Annotated in this window: 14 protein-coding genes; 5 read left to right on the plus strand and 9 right to left on the minus strand. The window is 51.0% G+C overall.

The genetic code is table 11. The features are described 5' to 3' along the window. Positions 1-348 precede the first annotated feature (348 nt). On the minus strand, positions 349-1,593 hold the full coding sequence (gene fabF / locus IEX98_RS07290; RefSeq protein WP_188888268.1) for a beta-ketoacyl-ACP synthase II: 1,245 nt from the start codon (positions 1,591-1,593) through the stop codon (positions 349-351). Between the two features lie 138 nt (positions 1,594-1,731). Here fabF and IEX98_RS07295 point away from each other — a divergent pair, with 138 nt between their 5' ends. Then, a complete protein-coding gene (locus IEX98_RS07295) occupies positions 1,732-2,574 on the plus strand; it encodes a helix-turn-helix transcriptional regulator (RefSeq protein ID WP_188888269.1) in 843 nt (280 codons plus the stop codon). 116 nt (positions 2,575-2,690) lie between these two features. Next, positions 2,691-3,434 carry an SDR family NAD(P)-dependent oxidoreductase gene (locus IEX98_RS07300; protein ID WP_188888270.1) on the plus strand — a complete coding sequence of 248 codons (744 nt, stop codon included), beginning with the start codon at positions 2,691-2,693 and terminating at the stop codon, positions 3,432-3,434. A 53-nt stretch (positions 3,435-3,487) separates the two neighbouring features. Here IEX98_RS07300 and argS read toward each other — a convergent pair whose 3' ends face one another. The 6 genes from argS to IEX98_RS07330 form a co-directional block, all read right to left on the minus strand. After that, on the minus strand, positions 3,488-5,191 hold the full coding sequence (gene argS, locus IEX98_RS07305) for an arginine--tRNA ligase (RefSeq protein ID WP_188888271.1): 1,704 nt from the start codon (positions 5,189-5,191) through the stop codon (positions 3,488-3,490). 509 nt (positions 5,192-5,700) lie between these two features. After that, positions 5,701-5,817, minus strand: coding sequence for a sporulation protein YjcZ (locus IEX98_RS07310; RefSeq protein WP_188888272.1), 117 nt, complete (start codon positions 5,815-5,817; stop codon positions 5,701-5,703). Positions 5,818-6,901: 1,084 nt separating this feature from the next. After that, positions 6,902-7,651 (minus strand): DUF4247 domain-containing protein, encoded by a 750-nt coding sequence (locus tag IEX98_RS07315; protein WP_188888273.1) that lies wholly within the window; start codon positions 7,649-7,651, stop codon positions 6,902-6,904. Positions 7,652-7,695: 44 nt separating this feature from the next. After that, positions 7,696-8,202, minus strand: a complete 507-nt coding sequence (locus IEX98_RS07320; protein ID WP_188888274.1) for a DUF4178 domain-containing protein — start codon at positions 8,200-8,202, stop codon at positions 7,696-7,698. 33 nt (positions 8,203-8,235) lie between these two features. Continuing rightward, positions 8,236-8,637, minus strand: coding sequence for a DUF350 domain-containing protein (locus tag IEX98_RS07325; protein WP_188888275.1), 402 nt, complete (start codon positions 8,635-8,637; stop codon positions 8,236-8,238). Positions 8,638-8,750: 113 nt separating this feature from the next. After that, positions 8,751-9,425, minus strand: coding sequence for a PspA/IM30 family protein (locus IEX98_RS07330; protein WP_042166244.1), 675 nt, complete (start codon positions 9,423-9,425; stop codon positions 8,751-8,753). Between the two features lie 229 nt (positions 9,426-9,654). Between IEX98_RS07330 and IEX98_RS07335 the strand changes: the two genes are divergently transcribed. After that, on the plus strand, positions 9,655-10,440 hold the full coding sequence (locus IEX98_RS07335; protein ID WP_188888276.1) for an alpha/beta hydrolase: 786 nt from the start codon (positions 9,655-9,657) through the stop codon (positions 10,438-10,440). Positions 10,441-10,745: 305 nt separating this feature from the next. Further along, positions 10,746-11,732, plus strand: coding sequence for a DMT family transporter (locus IEX98_RS07340; protein WP_188888277.1), 987 nt, complete (start codon positions 10,746-10,748; stop codon positions 11,730-11,732). Positions 11,733-11,963: 231 nt separating this feature from the next. Here the strand turns inward: IEX98_RS07340 and IEX98_RS07345 are convergent, their stop codons facing one another. Further along, positions 11,964-12,224, minus strand: a complete 261-nt coding sequence (locus IEX98_RS07345) for a DUF2642 domain-containing protein (RefSeq protein ID WP_188888278.1) — start codon at positions 12,222-12,224, stop codon at positions 11,964-11,966. Between the two features lie 1,519 nt (positions 12,225-13,743). After that, positions 13,744-14,976, minus strand: a complete 1,233-nt coding sequence (locus IEX98_RS07350) for an aminopeptidase (protein WP_188888279.1) — start codon at positions 14,974-14,976, stop codon at positions 13,744-13,746. Between the two features lie 245 nt (positions 14,977-15,221). Between IEX98_RS07350 and IEX98_RS07355 the strand changes: the two genes are divergently transcribed. Then, positions 15,222-16,337, plus strand: a complete 1,116-nt coding sequence (locus tag IEX98_RS07355; RefSeq protein WP_188888280.1) for a M24 family metallopeptidase — start codon at positions 15,222-15,224, stop codon at positions 16,335-16,337. Positions 16,338-16,398: the final 61 nt, after the last annotated feature.

Below are 16,398 nucleotides of genomic sequence, written 5' to 3' on the forward strand. Positions count from 1 at the left end.
GCTCCGTCCTGATGGACGAAGCCGTTTCTTTTTTTGTGCTGAGCGAAGCTGCTTCGCAAATTAACGAAGCAAAATTCGCTGTTTGGGCTTTGAAGGCGGGGGATATATGCATTAGCGAATCTGCTTTCGCTTTTGGAGAACCTGTGTTCACGGTTAGCGAAAATAGGTTCGCTGCATAAGTAATCTCAGCTGAAGCAGCGTTCTACAGCGAAATCGCCTTCGTTAATTAGCGAAGGCGATTCGTTGTAGAGGGATTATAGGGAAGCTAAAGGTTAAGTTACAGATGCGAGTGCAAGTGCAAGCGCAAGGTACTTAGGCGGATAGTTGGCCTTGAGATTACCCGTCCCGTTATGAAGTGAATTTTTTAAGAACGATGACGGCATTATGGCCGCCGAAGCCAAACGAGTTGGACAGTCCAATCGTCAATTCGGCTTCACGCGCTACGCCTGGCACATAGTCCAAATCACAGTAAGGATCTGCTTCCTCCAGATTGATTGTCGGCGGAATGAGATTATGCTGCATGGACTTGACTAGAGCAACAGCCTCGACGGCGCTGGAAGCGCCTAGAAGATGGCCCGTCATCGATTTATTTGCGGTGATGGGAATCTGGTAAGCTTGTTCGCCGAACAGCTTTTTGATCGCCGCAGTCTCGGATTTGTCCCCGACAACAGTGCTCGTTGCATGAGCGCTAATGACGTTCACTTCGTCCGGACGGATGCCTGCATCGGCAAGCGCAGCGCGCATAGCCTGGAAAGCGCCGATTCCTTCAGGGTGGGTGGCGACCATGTGGTAGGCGTCGGAGCTAGCGCCGTATCCAATCACTTCCGCGTATATATGAGCATTTCGCTTTTGGGCGTGAGAGAGAGATTCCAGTATCAGAATGCCCGCGCCTTCCGCCATGACGAAGCCATCCCGGCCTGCGTCGAATGGACGGCTGGCATGAGCGGGATCATCATTGCGTGTGGAAAGCGCCGTTGCATTGCTAAAGCTGGCAAGCGAGATGTCCACAACGGCGGCTTCCGTACCGCCCGCAATTACCGCATCGGCGCCGCCAAGACGAATGAGTCTTGCCGCTTCACCGATCGACGTATTGCCGATGGAGCATGCCGTTACCGGCGAGAGAGTAGGACCCGTAGCGCCGTATTTAATGCTGATCATGGCGGCCGCCATATTCGAGATCATCAGCGGCACCAGCGTTGGGCTTACCCGTTCCGGTCCCCGTCCTCGAAGGATGTCGGACTGATCAAGCAGCGTCTGGATACCCCCGACACCTGAACCGACATAAACGCCCAAGCGCTCGAAGTCCAGAGGCGAATCTGGAGCGCCCAAGCCGGAATCCTCCCAAGCCTGCTCAGTGGCAGCCAGCGCTAGTTGGCAGAACCGGTCCATTTTCCGCGCCTCTTTTTTGCCGAACACAGCTTCTGCATCGAAGTCTCGCACGAGACCCGCAATTTGCGATTTATGCCGCGACACATCGAACGTATCGATCTTCGTAATGCCCGATTCGCCGCGCTGCAGCCCTTCCCAGAAACGATCTACTGTATTGCCGAGGGGGGAGAGCACTCCCATACCCGTAATAACGACTCTTTCCATCTATATTCCTCCTTCAATTCATCCAAGCTTACTAATTCTTAGATGCTATCTTGTCATGTTTGATATCCTATTACAAGTTGTAGATTATAATAGTATAATGACTACTAGGATAAAGTATGCTAAGGGTGGGATCAGCAAATGAATCAGCAAACTAGACTTCAGGCGTTATCCGCTTTTCTGAAGCAGCAGCGCTCCAAAATCGCACCAGAGTCGGTTGGACTGGCGGCAGGAACCCGCAGAAGAACGCCTGGACTGCGCCGGGAGGAAGTTGCTCAGTTGGCCGGAGTAAGCACCACCTGGTATACCTGGCTTGAGCAGGGACGGGATATCCGGGTGTCGTCTTCCGTACTGGATTGCGTGGCAACCGCCTTGCAGCTCAGCGTCGATGAACGGAAGTATTTATTTGCGCTTGCTCTGGAAACGGGCGGACAAACGGCTCCAATGGAAGGGCAGGCACAGCACGAAATCAGCCCGTCGCTGAAGCGGATTTTACAGGAGCTGCGCAATTGTCCCACGATTATTACCGACCGCAGATATGATATTGTCGGCTGGAACGAGGCCGCGGCTCATGTCTTTCTCGACTTTGAACGGATTCCGGCCGATCAGCGCAATATGATCCGGATGCTGTTTACCCGAAAGGAGCTGCAGCGTCTCGCCGTGAACTGGGAGCATTTTACGAGCGGCTTTCTTGCAATCTTCCGGGCCTATTACGGGCAATATGTGGAGGACGATTGGTATGAGCGGTTTTTGGAGGAGATGAAGACAGCGCATCCGGACTTTGAACGGCTCTGGAGGCAAAGCGAGGTAAAGTCGGCTCCGGAGGTACTGATCGAGTTCCGTCATGCGAAAGCGGGCAAAATGCTGTTTCACCTTACTTCGCTGCAAGTGCAAGGAAGCGCCGATTTGCGCTGCAGTATTTATACGCCTGCTCCAGAGTCTTCCACAGAGTTTAAGCTGAGACAGCTGATGGAAAGGCAATAACTTTTGAGAAAGCGGCTTACAACACATAGAGTAACTTGCTCCCTCTCCGAGTATTTTTTACATCGTCTGGACATAATCTGACAGGTGTAACTATAGGTTCTGGAGGCGGAGCAAACGTGAGATTGAAGGATAAAATAGCCATTGTGACTGGCGGAGCAAGCGGCATCGGTGCGGAAACCGTCAAACTATTTGTCAGGGAAGGTGCGAAGGCGGTCATTGCCGATTTTTCTGACCACGGGCAGCAGTTGTCGGAAGAGCTGAACGGTGCGGGACATGATACGCTATTCGTAAAGACTGACGTTACAAAGAGTGAAGACGTACAGCGAATGGTAGAGGAGACGGTCCGCAAATACGGTCGAATCGATATTTTGTTCGCCAATGCGGGCATTGCTAAAGATGCGGCTGGTCATGAGCTAAGCCTAGAGGCTTGGCAGCGTACGGTAGATATTAACCTGACTGGTGTTTTTCTGAGCGATAAGTATGTGATTGACCAGATGCTGAAACAAGGCACCGGCGGCGCTATCGTCAATTGCGGCTCAATCCATAGCCATGTGGGAAAAGGCTCTGTGACGGCTTATGCAGCGGCAAAGGGCGGCGTGAAGCTGCTGACGCAGACGCTTGGCATCGATTATGCGCCCAAGGGTATCCGCGTTAATGCGGTATGTCCAGGCTATATCGACACGCCTCTGCTGGCAGGCTTGAACGATGCAATTAAGCAGCATCTGATCAGTCTTCATCCAATTGGCCGGCTCGGGAAGCCTGAGGAAATCGCCAAAGCGGTATTGTTTCTGGCGAGCGACGACGCCTCTTTTGTTACCGGGACTACCTTGCTTGTTGACGGCGGTTATACGGCTCAATAAACTTGTGTTGCAGTATGCAGCGGGAGGCCTTCAAGAGGCCTCCCGTTTTCCATTTATATCTCAACGGGTGTGCGAATACCGAGCAGATGCAACCCTTCCTCCAAGCAGGCTCCAGTTGCCTTCACGAGCTCAAGCTTAGCCGTTCTTTCAGAGCTGTTTTCTATAAAAATACGCTGATGGCGGTAAAAACGGTTAAAGGCCTGCGCACACTCAATCAAATATCTTGCGAGTACGGAAGGCTCACTGCGTTCGGCCGCTTGCGCGAGGGCCTCGGGATAAGCGACAAGATGCTTGAACAGCTGCCAGCTATAATCGTCTGCTGCTTCCTGAAACGAATAAGTTGTGCTGTCCGCCTGCTGTTGTCCGTACTCTAGCTCGGCGCGGGTGAGCAGCCGCTGGATTCTAGCATAGGCGTATTGGACATAAGGCCCGGTTTCGCCTTCGAAATTGACTGTGTCCGCCAAATTAAAGTCGACGTTCAGTATACGGGAATGAAGCAGGTCGCCGAACACGACTGCCCCGATGCCGATGGCTTCCGCCACCTCGTGCTTATCAGCCAAATCAGGATTTTTCTCTTCGATTTTGAGCAGCGCATGCTGTACCGCCTCGTCGAGCACTTCTTCCAGAAATACGACTTTCCCTTTGCGCGTGGACATTTTTTGTCCGTTCATCCGCATTAAGCCAAACGGCACATGCTGCAGCTGCTTAGACCAAGGCTTGCCCATCCGCTCCAGCACCAAAGCGATTTGGCGGAAATGCAGCGTTTGCTCGGAACCCACGACATACAGCAGTTTATCGCCGCCCATCACATCGTGACGGTATAGCGCAGTAGTCAAATCCCGGGTCGCATAAATCGAAGAACCGTCCGATTTGCGGATGATGCAAGGCGGCAAGCCTTCATCGTCCAGCCGAACAACCATCGCTCCGTCGCTTTCCTCCAGCAATCCCAGCTGTTCTAGTTCTTCTGCGACGGCTTCCATTTTATCATTGTAAAAGCTTTCACCAAGCACATGGTCGAAGCGTACGCCAAGCCTGTCGTACAGCCGCTGAAATTCCGTTTTGCTGTCGGTGATGAACTTATTCCAGTAATTCAGCGCGGTCTCGTCGCCGGCTTCCAGCTTGGCGAACCATTCCCGCGCCTGCAGCTCCAGTTCGGGCCGATTTTCGACTTCCTGATGGAATTTCACATACAGCGACAAATACGCTTTGATCGGATCAGCAGCAATTGCCGCATCATCGCCCCATTCTAAATAAGCGACAATTTGTTTGCCGAATTGTGTGCCCCAATCGCCCAAATGATTAACGTTGACCGTATCATACCCGATTTTTCTTAAAATATGGTATAAGGCGTTGCCGATCATCGTCGACCGCAAATGTCCGATGCCAAAAGGCTTCGCAATGTTGGGGGAGGACATATCGATAATGACGCGTTTGCCTTGCCCGATATTAGGTGCTGCCGTAAATCCGGCTCCGTCCCGGTTGCTTGACATGTACTGCTCCATCACAAGCGGACGATTGAGCTTGAAATTCAAATAAGGGCCGGCTGCCTCGACCTCCCAGTAATCGCTCGTCAGCTTGGGCGCCCATTCGCCGGCGATTTGCTGCGGGTTTTGCTTCAGCATCCGAGACAAAATAAAACAAGGAAGAGCCAGGTCGCCATGATTCTCATGGGCCGGAACTTCAAGAGCTTGGAAGATTTCCTCTCCGCTGAGCGGCAGATGGGATGCCAGTTTCTGTGCAATACGTTTTTTCAACAATGTGATCGACCTCCTGTACGGTAAAATGAACGCATAAAAACCCCGTCTCGGAAGAGACAGGGTTAAATTCCCGCGGTACCACTCTTATTGCCCGAATGATGCATGGCATCATAGGGACATCTCGCCGTTGTAACGGTACTGAACCGGGCCAACCTACGACGATGACGCTGCAACTTAATGCTGCGCTCGTATTCGGCAAGCCATCTCCCGGGTCCGCTTCATCCATTCGGTCATAACCGGCTCCCACCATCCCGGCTCGCTTGTTATGACAGGAGCAGACTACTGTCCCGTTCGTCGACATTCGTTATTAATGTCAGCTATCATAATGAAAAAAGACAGAAAAGTCAACTAATTTGAAACGTTAGAATAAACAAAAGACCCGTTTCGGGGTCTTTTGTGATTCGGAATCGTCGAACGATGGTAAGCGCAGCTCTATAGGTTTGGTGAGCATTAATGGCCTGTTTACTGTGTCAATTAGCGCGATTATTAGGGCTAAGAAAGGGATTAGCTTAGCAACCTTTGTTCCAGCCGCCGAAACCGCAGCTGCAAGCGATAATCACCAATAGAATGAAGAGAACCAGAATAACTCCCGTGTTCGAAAAAGCACCACCTACGTAACCGGACATTTTGAAATGCACCTCCTCACGTATTGAGTACACGATATGATATGCATGTCTGTCACAATTTGCTTGGGTGTTTGGCAGGGGGCGAATGGTTAGCGGGTATTCGTTGGTGTGTGATGGGGAGGGTGGAGTAAAGCGAGAGTGATGCGAGAAGCAACGAACGATTAGCTAGTAGGTCGCCAGCTTTAAGCAACAGCGAAGCGTCTTCGCTAAATAGCGAAGGCAATTTCGTGAAAGGGCGGCTTGAGAGCTAACTTTAGGCAACACCGAAGCACCTTCGCAAAATAGCGAAGACAATTTCGTTAGAGGTAGCGAACGAACTCCGGCTTTGAGCTCCAGCGAAGCAAGCTTCGCAATTCGTGAACGTAGGTTCACCAACAGCGAAGCAAGCTTCGCAATTCGTGAACGTAGGTTCACCAACAGCGAAGCTTGCTTCGCTATTTTCAGTTTAGGTTAGTTAAAGGCTACGTGCAGCGAAGTTAGGTTCGTTAAATAGCGAATCCGGTTCGTTGGAACAGCAACTGGAGCCGAGGTAGGAGTCAGGACGGTACGGATACAGAATAAGTTGGGGGGCGAGGGTCGCTTTAAGCAACAGCGAAGCACCTTCGCAAAATAGCGAAGACAATTTCGCTGTAGGTAGCAAACGAACTCCAACTTTGAGCTGTAGCGAAGCAAATTTCGCTATCCGTGAACGCAGGTTCACGAACAGCGAAGCTTGCTTCGCTATTTTCAGTTTAGGTTAGTTAAAGGCTATCCGCAGCGAAGCTAGGTTCGTTAAATAGCGAATCCGGTTCGTTGGAGCAACGGTAGTCGGAGCAAGAGACCGAGCGAAGCACCTTCGCAAAATAGCGAAGACAATTTCGCTGGAGGAAGCGAACGAACTCCGGCTTTGAGCTGTAGCGAAGCAGATTTCGCTATCCGTGAACGTAGGTTCACCAACAGCGAATCCGGTTCGTTTGAGCAGCAGGGAGAGCCGATTATGGGTCCATGACCGGGATCAGAGCCCGGTATAGGAACGGGGATACAACAAAAAAGCAGCCCCGATGCAGGGCGCTTCGGCCTGCATCGGGGCTGCTTGGTTCTAACATCATCGCCTTCGGCTGATCCGGCCGGAGCCTGATCGGATTTTCGGGTACGTTTTCTTGGGCTTTGTGAAGACGGAGCCCGATTTGCTCGAGCTGCTTTTCTTATCGCCCGTAATGATCGTACCTTTGGAGCCGCCGGACGAGCCGGAGCTGCCTTTTTTGCCGCCCATAACTGTGGAATCGGCGTTTTTGGAACGTTTGAAAATAGTGCCCGTCCGGTCAACCGTCATCGGCGGCGCCTTTTTCACGTCCTGGTCGCTAGGCTTTCGGTAGGTGCCCTGCGGCTTGTAGACGTCCTTCGAGGAGTAGCCTCTGTAGCCGCCGTTGCCGTACCGTCCGTTATCGAACAGGTCGCCAATCAGGCTGGCCAGCAGGTAGCCCTCCAAGAAGCTCATGTTATAGTTTTGCCGGACGTATTCCTTGGAGTCGACCTCAATGAGTGTATCCTCTGGAGCGTCAGGCGCTTTTTGAATATGGATGATCTCGTCGGAATAGACGAGGAACATTCGATCTGTGCTTTCTTCGGACTTTTCCTGCGGCTTTTTCTTCTCGATCAGCTGCGTTGCTACTTCCGGCACCGTCTGATTTTCCGCCCGGTACACGTACGAGGTTGAGCTGCCGGAGCCGTTGACCGATTCAAGCGGGTATTGCTCCTTCACCGTATCCGAAATCGCACAGGCGGCGAGCATCGGGACGACAAAGCTAAGCAACAGTAAGATTTTTATGCCTTGCAGCCACCACTTCTTCTCCATGCTGTGTCCTCCTCTACGCATAAGTCAGCTCATCATGCAGCTGTCTATACGCCTCTCAGAACGTGAACGTCTGCCGGCAGCACAGACTCACCAGTGTAGAGCATGAATCGGCCGTCCTGCCACTCTACGCGCAGCAGTCTCGTATCGTCGGACTGGTACTGCCAGACATGCTGCTCGCCGCCTTGCATAAACGGCGTTTTGCCGCTTGCCATAATCATGCCCGAAAAATGCTCCTCCATATGGTAGGCGCGGTCGTCGAGCTCAAGCGTAGTTGGGACCTCATCGATTTCATCGAGTCGCCCGTCAATTTGCTCGTACAACGCAAACACCGTGCGCTCCCGTTCTTCAATGCACAAGTAGCGAATGTCCGTACCGTCCTGAAGGGTCAGCACGACCGCGTTGCGGCTGCGATTTTGGGTGCGGCCCGTCACTTGATACGTTACGAGAGAAACCTCGCAAACATCGCCTGCGGTTAAGCTTAAAATGCTCTTCTCCGCTTGGACGGGAGCCGGCTTCGCCCAAATATTTTTAATTCGTTTGAAAAGGCTCATCGTTATGTTCCCTCTTTCTGCTCACAGTCGTTATTATACCGATCCAATAATTAGCGCTCCGGCAATATGAAGCGATCCGGCAAGAAGTGCATAGCCGATCTTTCCATCGTGAATGCCTTGCTCCAATTGAATGCCCGCAGTTGCCGCGAAAATCCGGCGAAACAGCCATTCCAGCACGAGCAGCGTAATGAAAGAAGCAACCGAAATTACAAGAGCTTCCCACATATAAGTCGCTTGCCCGATCGATTGGGCCAAAATATACGCTTGCGCGCCAAGCTTCATGACAAAACGCGTCGTTACTGCGATATTGCCGTCTTTCATTTCTTGAAAATCATGATATTTTGTCGTCAAAGAGTCCAAATACATCAATACGAACAACAATATCGCACCAGCTGCGGTCCACACCGGAATTTGCAGCAAATCCGTCCAAGTCATGCCATCGTTCCCCCGATATCGGTAAAATAATTGCAAAATCCGCCGGTTTTGCGATCGGGTATACCGATCCCAAACCCCGGCGGACAGGGCGCTTTAAGCTGCGCCGTTGCTCACTATTCCTTCTTCTCGTATTGCTTCAGAAGGGCGGCAAGCTCATCCTCAACCGCTTTGTCTTTACCCAGAGCTGCGAATTCATCGTCAAGCGATTTGCCTTTGTTTACCGTCAGCTCGTTGCTTGCTTCTGCGCGAGCTTCCATCTCCAGCATTTTTTCTTCCATGCGCTTCAGACCTGCACTTGCAGAGTCCGTACCGAAGCCGGCGATCGACTTGTTGATTTGTTCTTGCGCTTTTGCAGCGTTGAAGCGAGCAGCAATTGTCTCGCGTTTGTTTTTCATGTCGGTGAGCTGTTTACGCATTTCATCAAGCTTGCCGCGAAGATTGTCGGCCATTGCTTTGTTGCTGTCATAGCTCGTTTTGTACTCGGCCGCTTTCGCTTCAGCCGATTTTTTCTCTTCCAGCGCACGGCGGGCAAGATCAATGTTTTGGGCTTGAGCAGCGACATGCGCTTGCTCACCGCGTTTTTCAACGAGTTGAGCTTGCTCCTCGTACAATTGCTTGAATTTTTTCTCAAGGGCGATTTGAGCAGCTACCGCTTTTTCAGCATCTGCCAAGTCTTCGGTCATATCGCGAATATACTGGTCAGTCAGTTTAATCGGATCCTCAGCCTTCTCGATCAGGGCATACACGTTGGATAGGGTCAGGTCACGCAGGCGTTTGAAAATAGACATTTGTACAGGCCTCCTAATTATGTTTGGATTGAGTATTTATCGTCGGTACCGAATAGCTCTATTTACGATTATAACCCTCAAATAGTTTCAAGTGCAGATGAATTTAATAATCTATTTATAAATTTGGTGAATGTTGGAGTGAAAACCGGCCAAAGAACAGCATTGAAGGACTTTGCGGATTCTTATACAATTTGTTTATACATAGCGTTCATTATAGGAGGAAAAAGCAATGGCACTGGTTCAATGTGATTATTTCTCGGAAACGTTAGGCATGAATACGTCGATGACGGTCATTTTGCCGCAAAAAACGGTATCGCAGATCGGCATGGAGGGAGCAGGGGGGGCGGATAAGCATCCGGTTCTATATTTGCTTCACGGATTATCTGACGATCATACGATCTGGCTGCGCCGGACATCGATTGAAAGATATGTAGCATCGCTAGGGCTTGCTGTCGTCATGCCGAACTTGCATAAGAGCTTCTATACCGAGATGGAGCAGGGAGACCGGTATTGGACATTTTTGACCGAAGAGCTGCCTGTTGTAGCTCGCTCATTCTTCCCGTTGTCGGCGGAACGGGAGCAAAACTTTGTGGCCGGCTTGTCCATGGGCGGGTATGGTGCTTTTAAATGGGCGTTGAATTATCCCGAGCGGTTCGCAGCGGCGGGAAGCTTGTCTGGTGCGCTCGATATGCACGGACACCGGGAGAAGCTGAAACCGGGCGAAGGGCTGTATGTTCCGATTAGGAAAGCTTTTGGGGAGAGACCGATTAAAGGAACGATTGATGATTTGCTATGGATGGCAGAGCAGGCCGATAAACAAACGGGGCCGAAGCCGCTGCTGTATCAATGCTGCGGTACGGAAGATTTTCTTTATCAGGACAACCTCAACTTCCGGGAAGCTTGTCTGCGAACGGATTTGCAATTGACTTACAGCGAAGAGCCGGGAGCGACGCATGATTGGAACTACTGGGACAAAAAAATCCAGGATGTTGTGAACTGGCTGCCGCTTAAATAGACAGCAGCAGGGCATGGAGAGTGAAGGCAGAGCTGCCTTGCTCTCTATGCTCTTTTTTTATAAGTATTGAGACTGTTTCTGGAAGGATGATTCGGTAAAAAGAAAATAAGGATATCCACAAACTTGTGCACACTATCAACATGATGTTTTTAAAGTATAGTGTGGATCTTTGGAAGTTATCCACAAAATTAGTGAGTATCTTATCCACAAAAGAGATCATTTACAACCATGGGGCTAGGTGTCATGATAGGTGAAGTTGCAGAGTTCGTATCTATCATGATGGTAAAGACGGGAGAGAGCTTTAGATGGTCTGGCTTTTATTTTCAATTCTTGCTGCTTGCAGCTTTGGGCTGCGGGGCATTTTATATCATTGGACGAGTCAAAAACCGCTTAGCCGCAATGCGCTGTTATGCGGGACATTTTTCTCAGGGGCGCTAATTACGCTGGTGTGCGCAGTAGTAACTGAGCAGCAGTGGACGACGTCCGCTCTGATCGGCTTGCAGATGGGACTGTTCTCGTTTGGCGCTAATGCCAGCATGTTCAAAGGCTTTGCGGTTGGCAAAGCGTCGCTAGTTGCGATTTTGACCGCATTGCCTTCGGTTGTTGTCGCTATAGTGGCATACATACTATGGGAAGAGAAGCTGAACGGCATGCAATTTCTCGCGTTCGCCGTCATTATCACCGGCATATTGCTTGTCCGTTACTCAAACGATTTGTCCTGGTCGAATTTGCAGGGAGCACAGTGGGGACTGCTGGCGATGCTGCTTTTTGCCGGCAATGACCTATCGGGTAAATGGTCAACGATGATGGAAGCGCAAATGTTCCCGACACTCGTCTGCATGTTCGCCATGGGCAGCTTATGCTTTGGCTTATGGTGGTTAAAGGATTTGCGTGGAGAGAGGCTGGCTGCGGAGAAAGCAGTTGAGATTGGTGCAGCCAATGAAGCTGGGACTATAAGGGGAAATGGCGGAGCAAAAGCCAGAATAGCTTCTGCTGCAGTATCTTCTGCTGGAGAAGAGGCCGCTGCGTTGTCGCGTGCAGGTTGGGGCGGCAAACGGACCTTTTCAACGGGACTGGGCATCGGCATTACAAATGCAGTTGGTATGATGCTTATCATTACCGCTTTTGATCACGGCAAGGCTGGACTAGTGTCGGCCGTAACCGCGCTCAACGTGCTCATCGTATTGCTGTATACCCGATTTGTGGTAAAAGAAAAGTTCACCAAGCTGGAGACGATTGGTATCGCCACAGCTTTTGCGGGCATTTTATTGATGAGACTGTTTGGCGGCTAGTTGGCTAGTTGGAAAGTTGGAAAGTGGAAAGGTGCACCCCAAGCAGCCGCTGGCCGACTCTTGGGGTGTTTTAGTTGCGTCTGGGATTAAGTGCAAACGAGCTTTTTTTTCGCATAAAATTGATTTACGAGCTCAGGAGCTGCTGAAAAAGGAATGTATTTAAAGTTGTTAATTGATTGCTCAGGGTGTCATGCCGTATCGTGCAATCTTTAGGTTATCTTTCATTAAAGCTTATAGCGGCATCGTCCATACGATTTCTGCAATTCGTACGCATGCCTGACGGCTGTGTAATTGGAGGAGCACATGATCTGGTTTTACGTCAATAATGCTGCCTTCGATACCGCCTCGTGTTGTTTCCAGCAGTACGCAACGGCCAATTAGGCGACATAAAGCCTCGACTACGTAAGGGTCAATGGAAGAGATGGTTTGTACTTGGCTGGGACTGAACGGTTCGGTTTTGCCGTACTGATTGTAATAATTTGCGTGATACAAATGATCCACTCCTTGGAATATAGATTCGAACCCATCATATGCAGATGCCTAGTTGTCGGAATGGGCTCCCCTCGATGAAATAGCGCAGAGAACCTCGTTGTAATAAACAACGAACCTGATTTTAATGAAATTGGTGCACCGAGCTTCGATACAGCTAAATAATGAACTTGCTTCGTTAAAATGGCGCAACGAACCTCGATACAGCTAAACAACGAACCTGCTTCGCTATTTAACGAAGCCAAATTCGCTAATGAGCGGCAAACTGGCGGGGATTCGCCTACAGCGAACTAAATTTCGCAATTCATGAACCTAGGTTCATGGATAGCGAAATTGGCTTCGCTGCAGCAAAATAGTAACTAATGCGTTGGGCGTACAACGAACCTCGTTGCGCAAAATAACGAACCTGCTTCGCTAAAGTGGCGTACCGTGCTCCAACGAACCTGGATACAGCTAAATAACGAACTTGCTTCGTTGAGGTGGTGCACCGAGCTCTGATATAACTAAATAATGAACTTGTTTCGTTAAAATGGCGCACCGAACCTCGATATAACTAAACAACGAACCTGCTTCGCAATCTAACGAACCCAAATTCGCTAATGAGCCGTCAATAGGGCGGGGATTCGCCTACAGCGAACTAAATTTCGCAATTCATGAACCTAGGTTCATGGATAGCGAAATTGGCTTCGTTGCAGCAAAATAGTAACTAATGCGTTGGGCGTACAGCGAACCTCGTTGCGCAAAATAACGAAGCTGCTTCGCTAAAGTGGCGTACCGGGTTCCAACGAATCTCGATACAACTAAATAGCGAACTTGCTTCGTTAAAATGACATGACGAGCTCCAATACTAAAACGTTGCAACAACGAACCCTGATGCACAGATTAGCGAACCTGCTTCGCAATATAACGAAGCCAAATTCGTTAATGAGCGGTTAAACTGGCGGGTAGTCGCCTACAGCGAACTGAATTTCGCAATTCATGAACCTAGGTTCATGGATAGCGAAATTGGCTTCGCTGCAGCAAAATAGTAACTAATGCGTTGGGCGTACAACGAACCTAGTTGCGCAAAATAACGAACCTGCTTCGCTAAAGTGGCGTACCGGGTTCCAACGAACCTGGATACAACTAAATAACGAACTTGCTTCGTTAAAGAGGCGCACCGAGCTCCGATATAACTAAACAATGAACCTACTTCACTAAAAGCACAATTACCTGGAGCAAACGCGCGAGAACCATTTTTTTCAGGCGAAAAGAGAATTGTAAATACAAAACAGGCTTTGCCGCTAAGACGGCAAAGCCTGTTTTGTTCTGAACTGGTTGAGGTTGTGGGCAGTAGGGAAGCGGAGTGTTTCGAGCTCAGGATGACTTTTCGATGATTCTATTCATCTGAAGATGCGAAGCAACAGGAGATGGAATCAAGAATGGCAGCCTGAGCCGAAACGCGCAGCGAACCGGTTTTACCGCAGGTACTGTTGTTCCCAGATTAACCGATTCCCTCAGTCAGTCAGCCTGAGCTCCTCCGCTAAAACGCCCAATTGCCGTTCAACAGCACGGCCTCGCGCTGGCCATCCGCGGTGATGCCGTGAATGTTCAGCTCGCCCGAACCGACCATGAAATCCGTATGCGCCATGCTGCGGTTCAGTCCTTTCGCAGCCAGCTCTTCCTGCGACAGCTTGGCGCCGCCCTCCACGCAGGAGGCATAAGCGCTGCCGACAGCCAGATGGCAGGAGGCATTTTCGTCGAACAGCGTTTTATAGAACAAAATATTCGAGTCCGAGATCGGGGAATGATGCGGAACGAGCGCCACCTCGCCCAAGTAATGCGAGCCCTCGTCGGTCTCGATCAGCCCTTTGAGCGCTTCCTCGCCCTGCTCGGCAGATACGCTTACGACACGTCCGTTCTCGAACGTGAACGAAAAGCGGTCGATAACGTTGCCGTTGTAGCTCAGCGGCTTCGTGCTGGAGACGGTACCGTTAACGCCCGTGCGGAGCGGGGCAGTGTAGACTTCCTCCGTCGGCAGGTTAGGCACGAATAGGGTGCCTTGCTCATTGCTTTTGCTGCCGCCCAGCCATACATGGCCCTCCGGCAAAGCAATCGTCAGATCCGTGCCAGGGCCGGTATAGTGAAGCTCTTTATAGCTCTTTTCGTTCAAGTAAGCGGCTTTCTCCTTCAGCACACGGATATGAGCTTCCCAAGCGGCGATCGGATCGGGCTGGTCGGCCCGCACCATGCTGAAAATCGCATCCCAAAGTCTGTCGATTTGTTCCTCTTCGGGAACGTCCGGAAATACTTTTGCTGCCCAAGCAGCGGAAGGCGCTGTGGCCAGCGACCAGCTGAATTTGAATGCTTGCGCGTATTGGCGGTATTTCTCATTCGCTGTACGGAGCACCCGGTCGGCGCTGTTGACGCGTTCAATCGGCACGCCGCGAAGCAGGTCAGGATCAGCGGTGCTGATCGTAATCGATGCCGCGCCTTGCTCGGCCATCTCCAGCTTTTCGCCGGCCGACCATTTCGGCTCCTCCAGCAGTGACGCTTCTGGTGCCATATCGTATTTGATGCGCGAGACGGCATCGTCATGCCAGCTTACTTTTACCTGATAAGCGCCGACTTCATAGGCTTTCTTGACGACGAGCCGCGTAAGCTCGATCGCCTCCACTGATGCATTCACCATAACGGATTGCCCCTGCTGGACGTTGGCTCCGATACGAACGATCAGCTCGGCGTAATTGGACAGTTTTTGCTCAAAACTCAACATGAAGATCATCCTCTCGTTAACAATTCATACCTCCATTATACCTTGCCGGCAGGGCGAATATAATAGGAGCGGCGCGAGGAAACGGGCAAACGGTTATGCTACAATGAAGAAAGCCGTCCTGCGACGAAGCGTTTGCGGCAGGCAACCGCAATGCAATACCGCGCTGTGCCCTGCAAGCTGCGCATTGCCCAACAAACTAACCAACCACACAAAACCATGATGAAAAAAATAAAGGGGGAACCACAATGACTGGACAATCTGTCTGGCAGTCCCGAAAACAAAGCTTGCTTGCTTATATGCAGCAAAATGCAATCGATCTGGCGATGATAACATCGCCTACGAACGTTTATTATTTTACCGGCTTCCATTGCAATCCTCATGAACGTTTCTTAGCGTTTACTTTAGACGCGGCTACGGGCGAGGAGAAGCTTTATATGCCGCTGCTTGACCTGCCGGAAGCGGAAAAGCATGCCGATTCCCGCGTGGCGGTGCCGATCTCCGATACGGACAATGCCTATGAAGTGTTGAAAAAGTACACCACGGGCAGCGAGCGCTCCATCGGCATCGAGAAGGAAGCGGTGTCGGTTGCAAAAGCCGAACGGCTCCAATCTGCTTTTCCTCAAGGAAGCTTCGTTGATCTGGAGGCATTTATCCTGTCGCTGCGCATGAAAAAAAGCGAGGAAGAAATCGCCAAGGTGCGGACCGCCGTTCACATGGTGGAGCAGGTAGTGGCACATACGGTCAGCAGAGCTGCCGTGGGCGTAACGGAAATCGAGCTGACGGCCGAGCTTGAATATCAGATGCGCAAGCTTGGAGCTGACCGGCCAGCCTTCGAATCGATCGTGCTCACAGGCGCGAGATCGGCGCTGCCCCATGGCGTGCCGGGACCCTATAAGCTGGAAAATGGCCATTTTCTGCTGATTGATATCGGCGTGCAGGCGAACGGCTATTGCTCAGACATTACGCGGACCTTTGTCATTGGCGAGCCATCGCCGGCACAGCGCGATATCTATGATGCAGTGTTGACAGCTAACAAAGCAGGAATAGCAGCGGCGCGTGCCGGCGTCCCATTGTCAGCGGTCGATCAGGCGGCGCGGGATGCGATTACGCAGCGCGGCTTTGGCCCGCTTTTTACCCACCGGGTTGGACATGGCTTCGGGATGGATGTACATGAGCAGCCTTCCGTCTCGGGGCAAAACCATACGATTATCGAGCCGGGATTGCTGTTTACGGTAGAGCCAGGCGTCTATGATCCTATAGTCGGCGGTGTCCGGATTGAAGACGATGTCTATATCCGCGCTGACGGTACGGCCGATGTGCTCACGAGTTATCCGAAGGAACTGACGATTATCGGCGGTTGATGATTAAAGATAGGAACCTAATAAGGCCATGAAACGGTTGCCCGCAATGTAGCGGAACCGA

The sequence above is a fragment of the Paenibacillus radicis (ex Gao et al. 2016) genome (genome assembly GCF_014641555.1).
Lineage (GTDB): Bacteria > Bacillota > Bacilli > Paenibacillales > Paenibacillaceae > Pristimantibacillus > Pristimantibacillus radicis.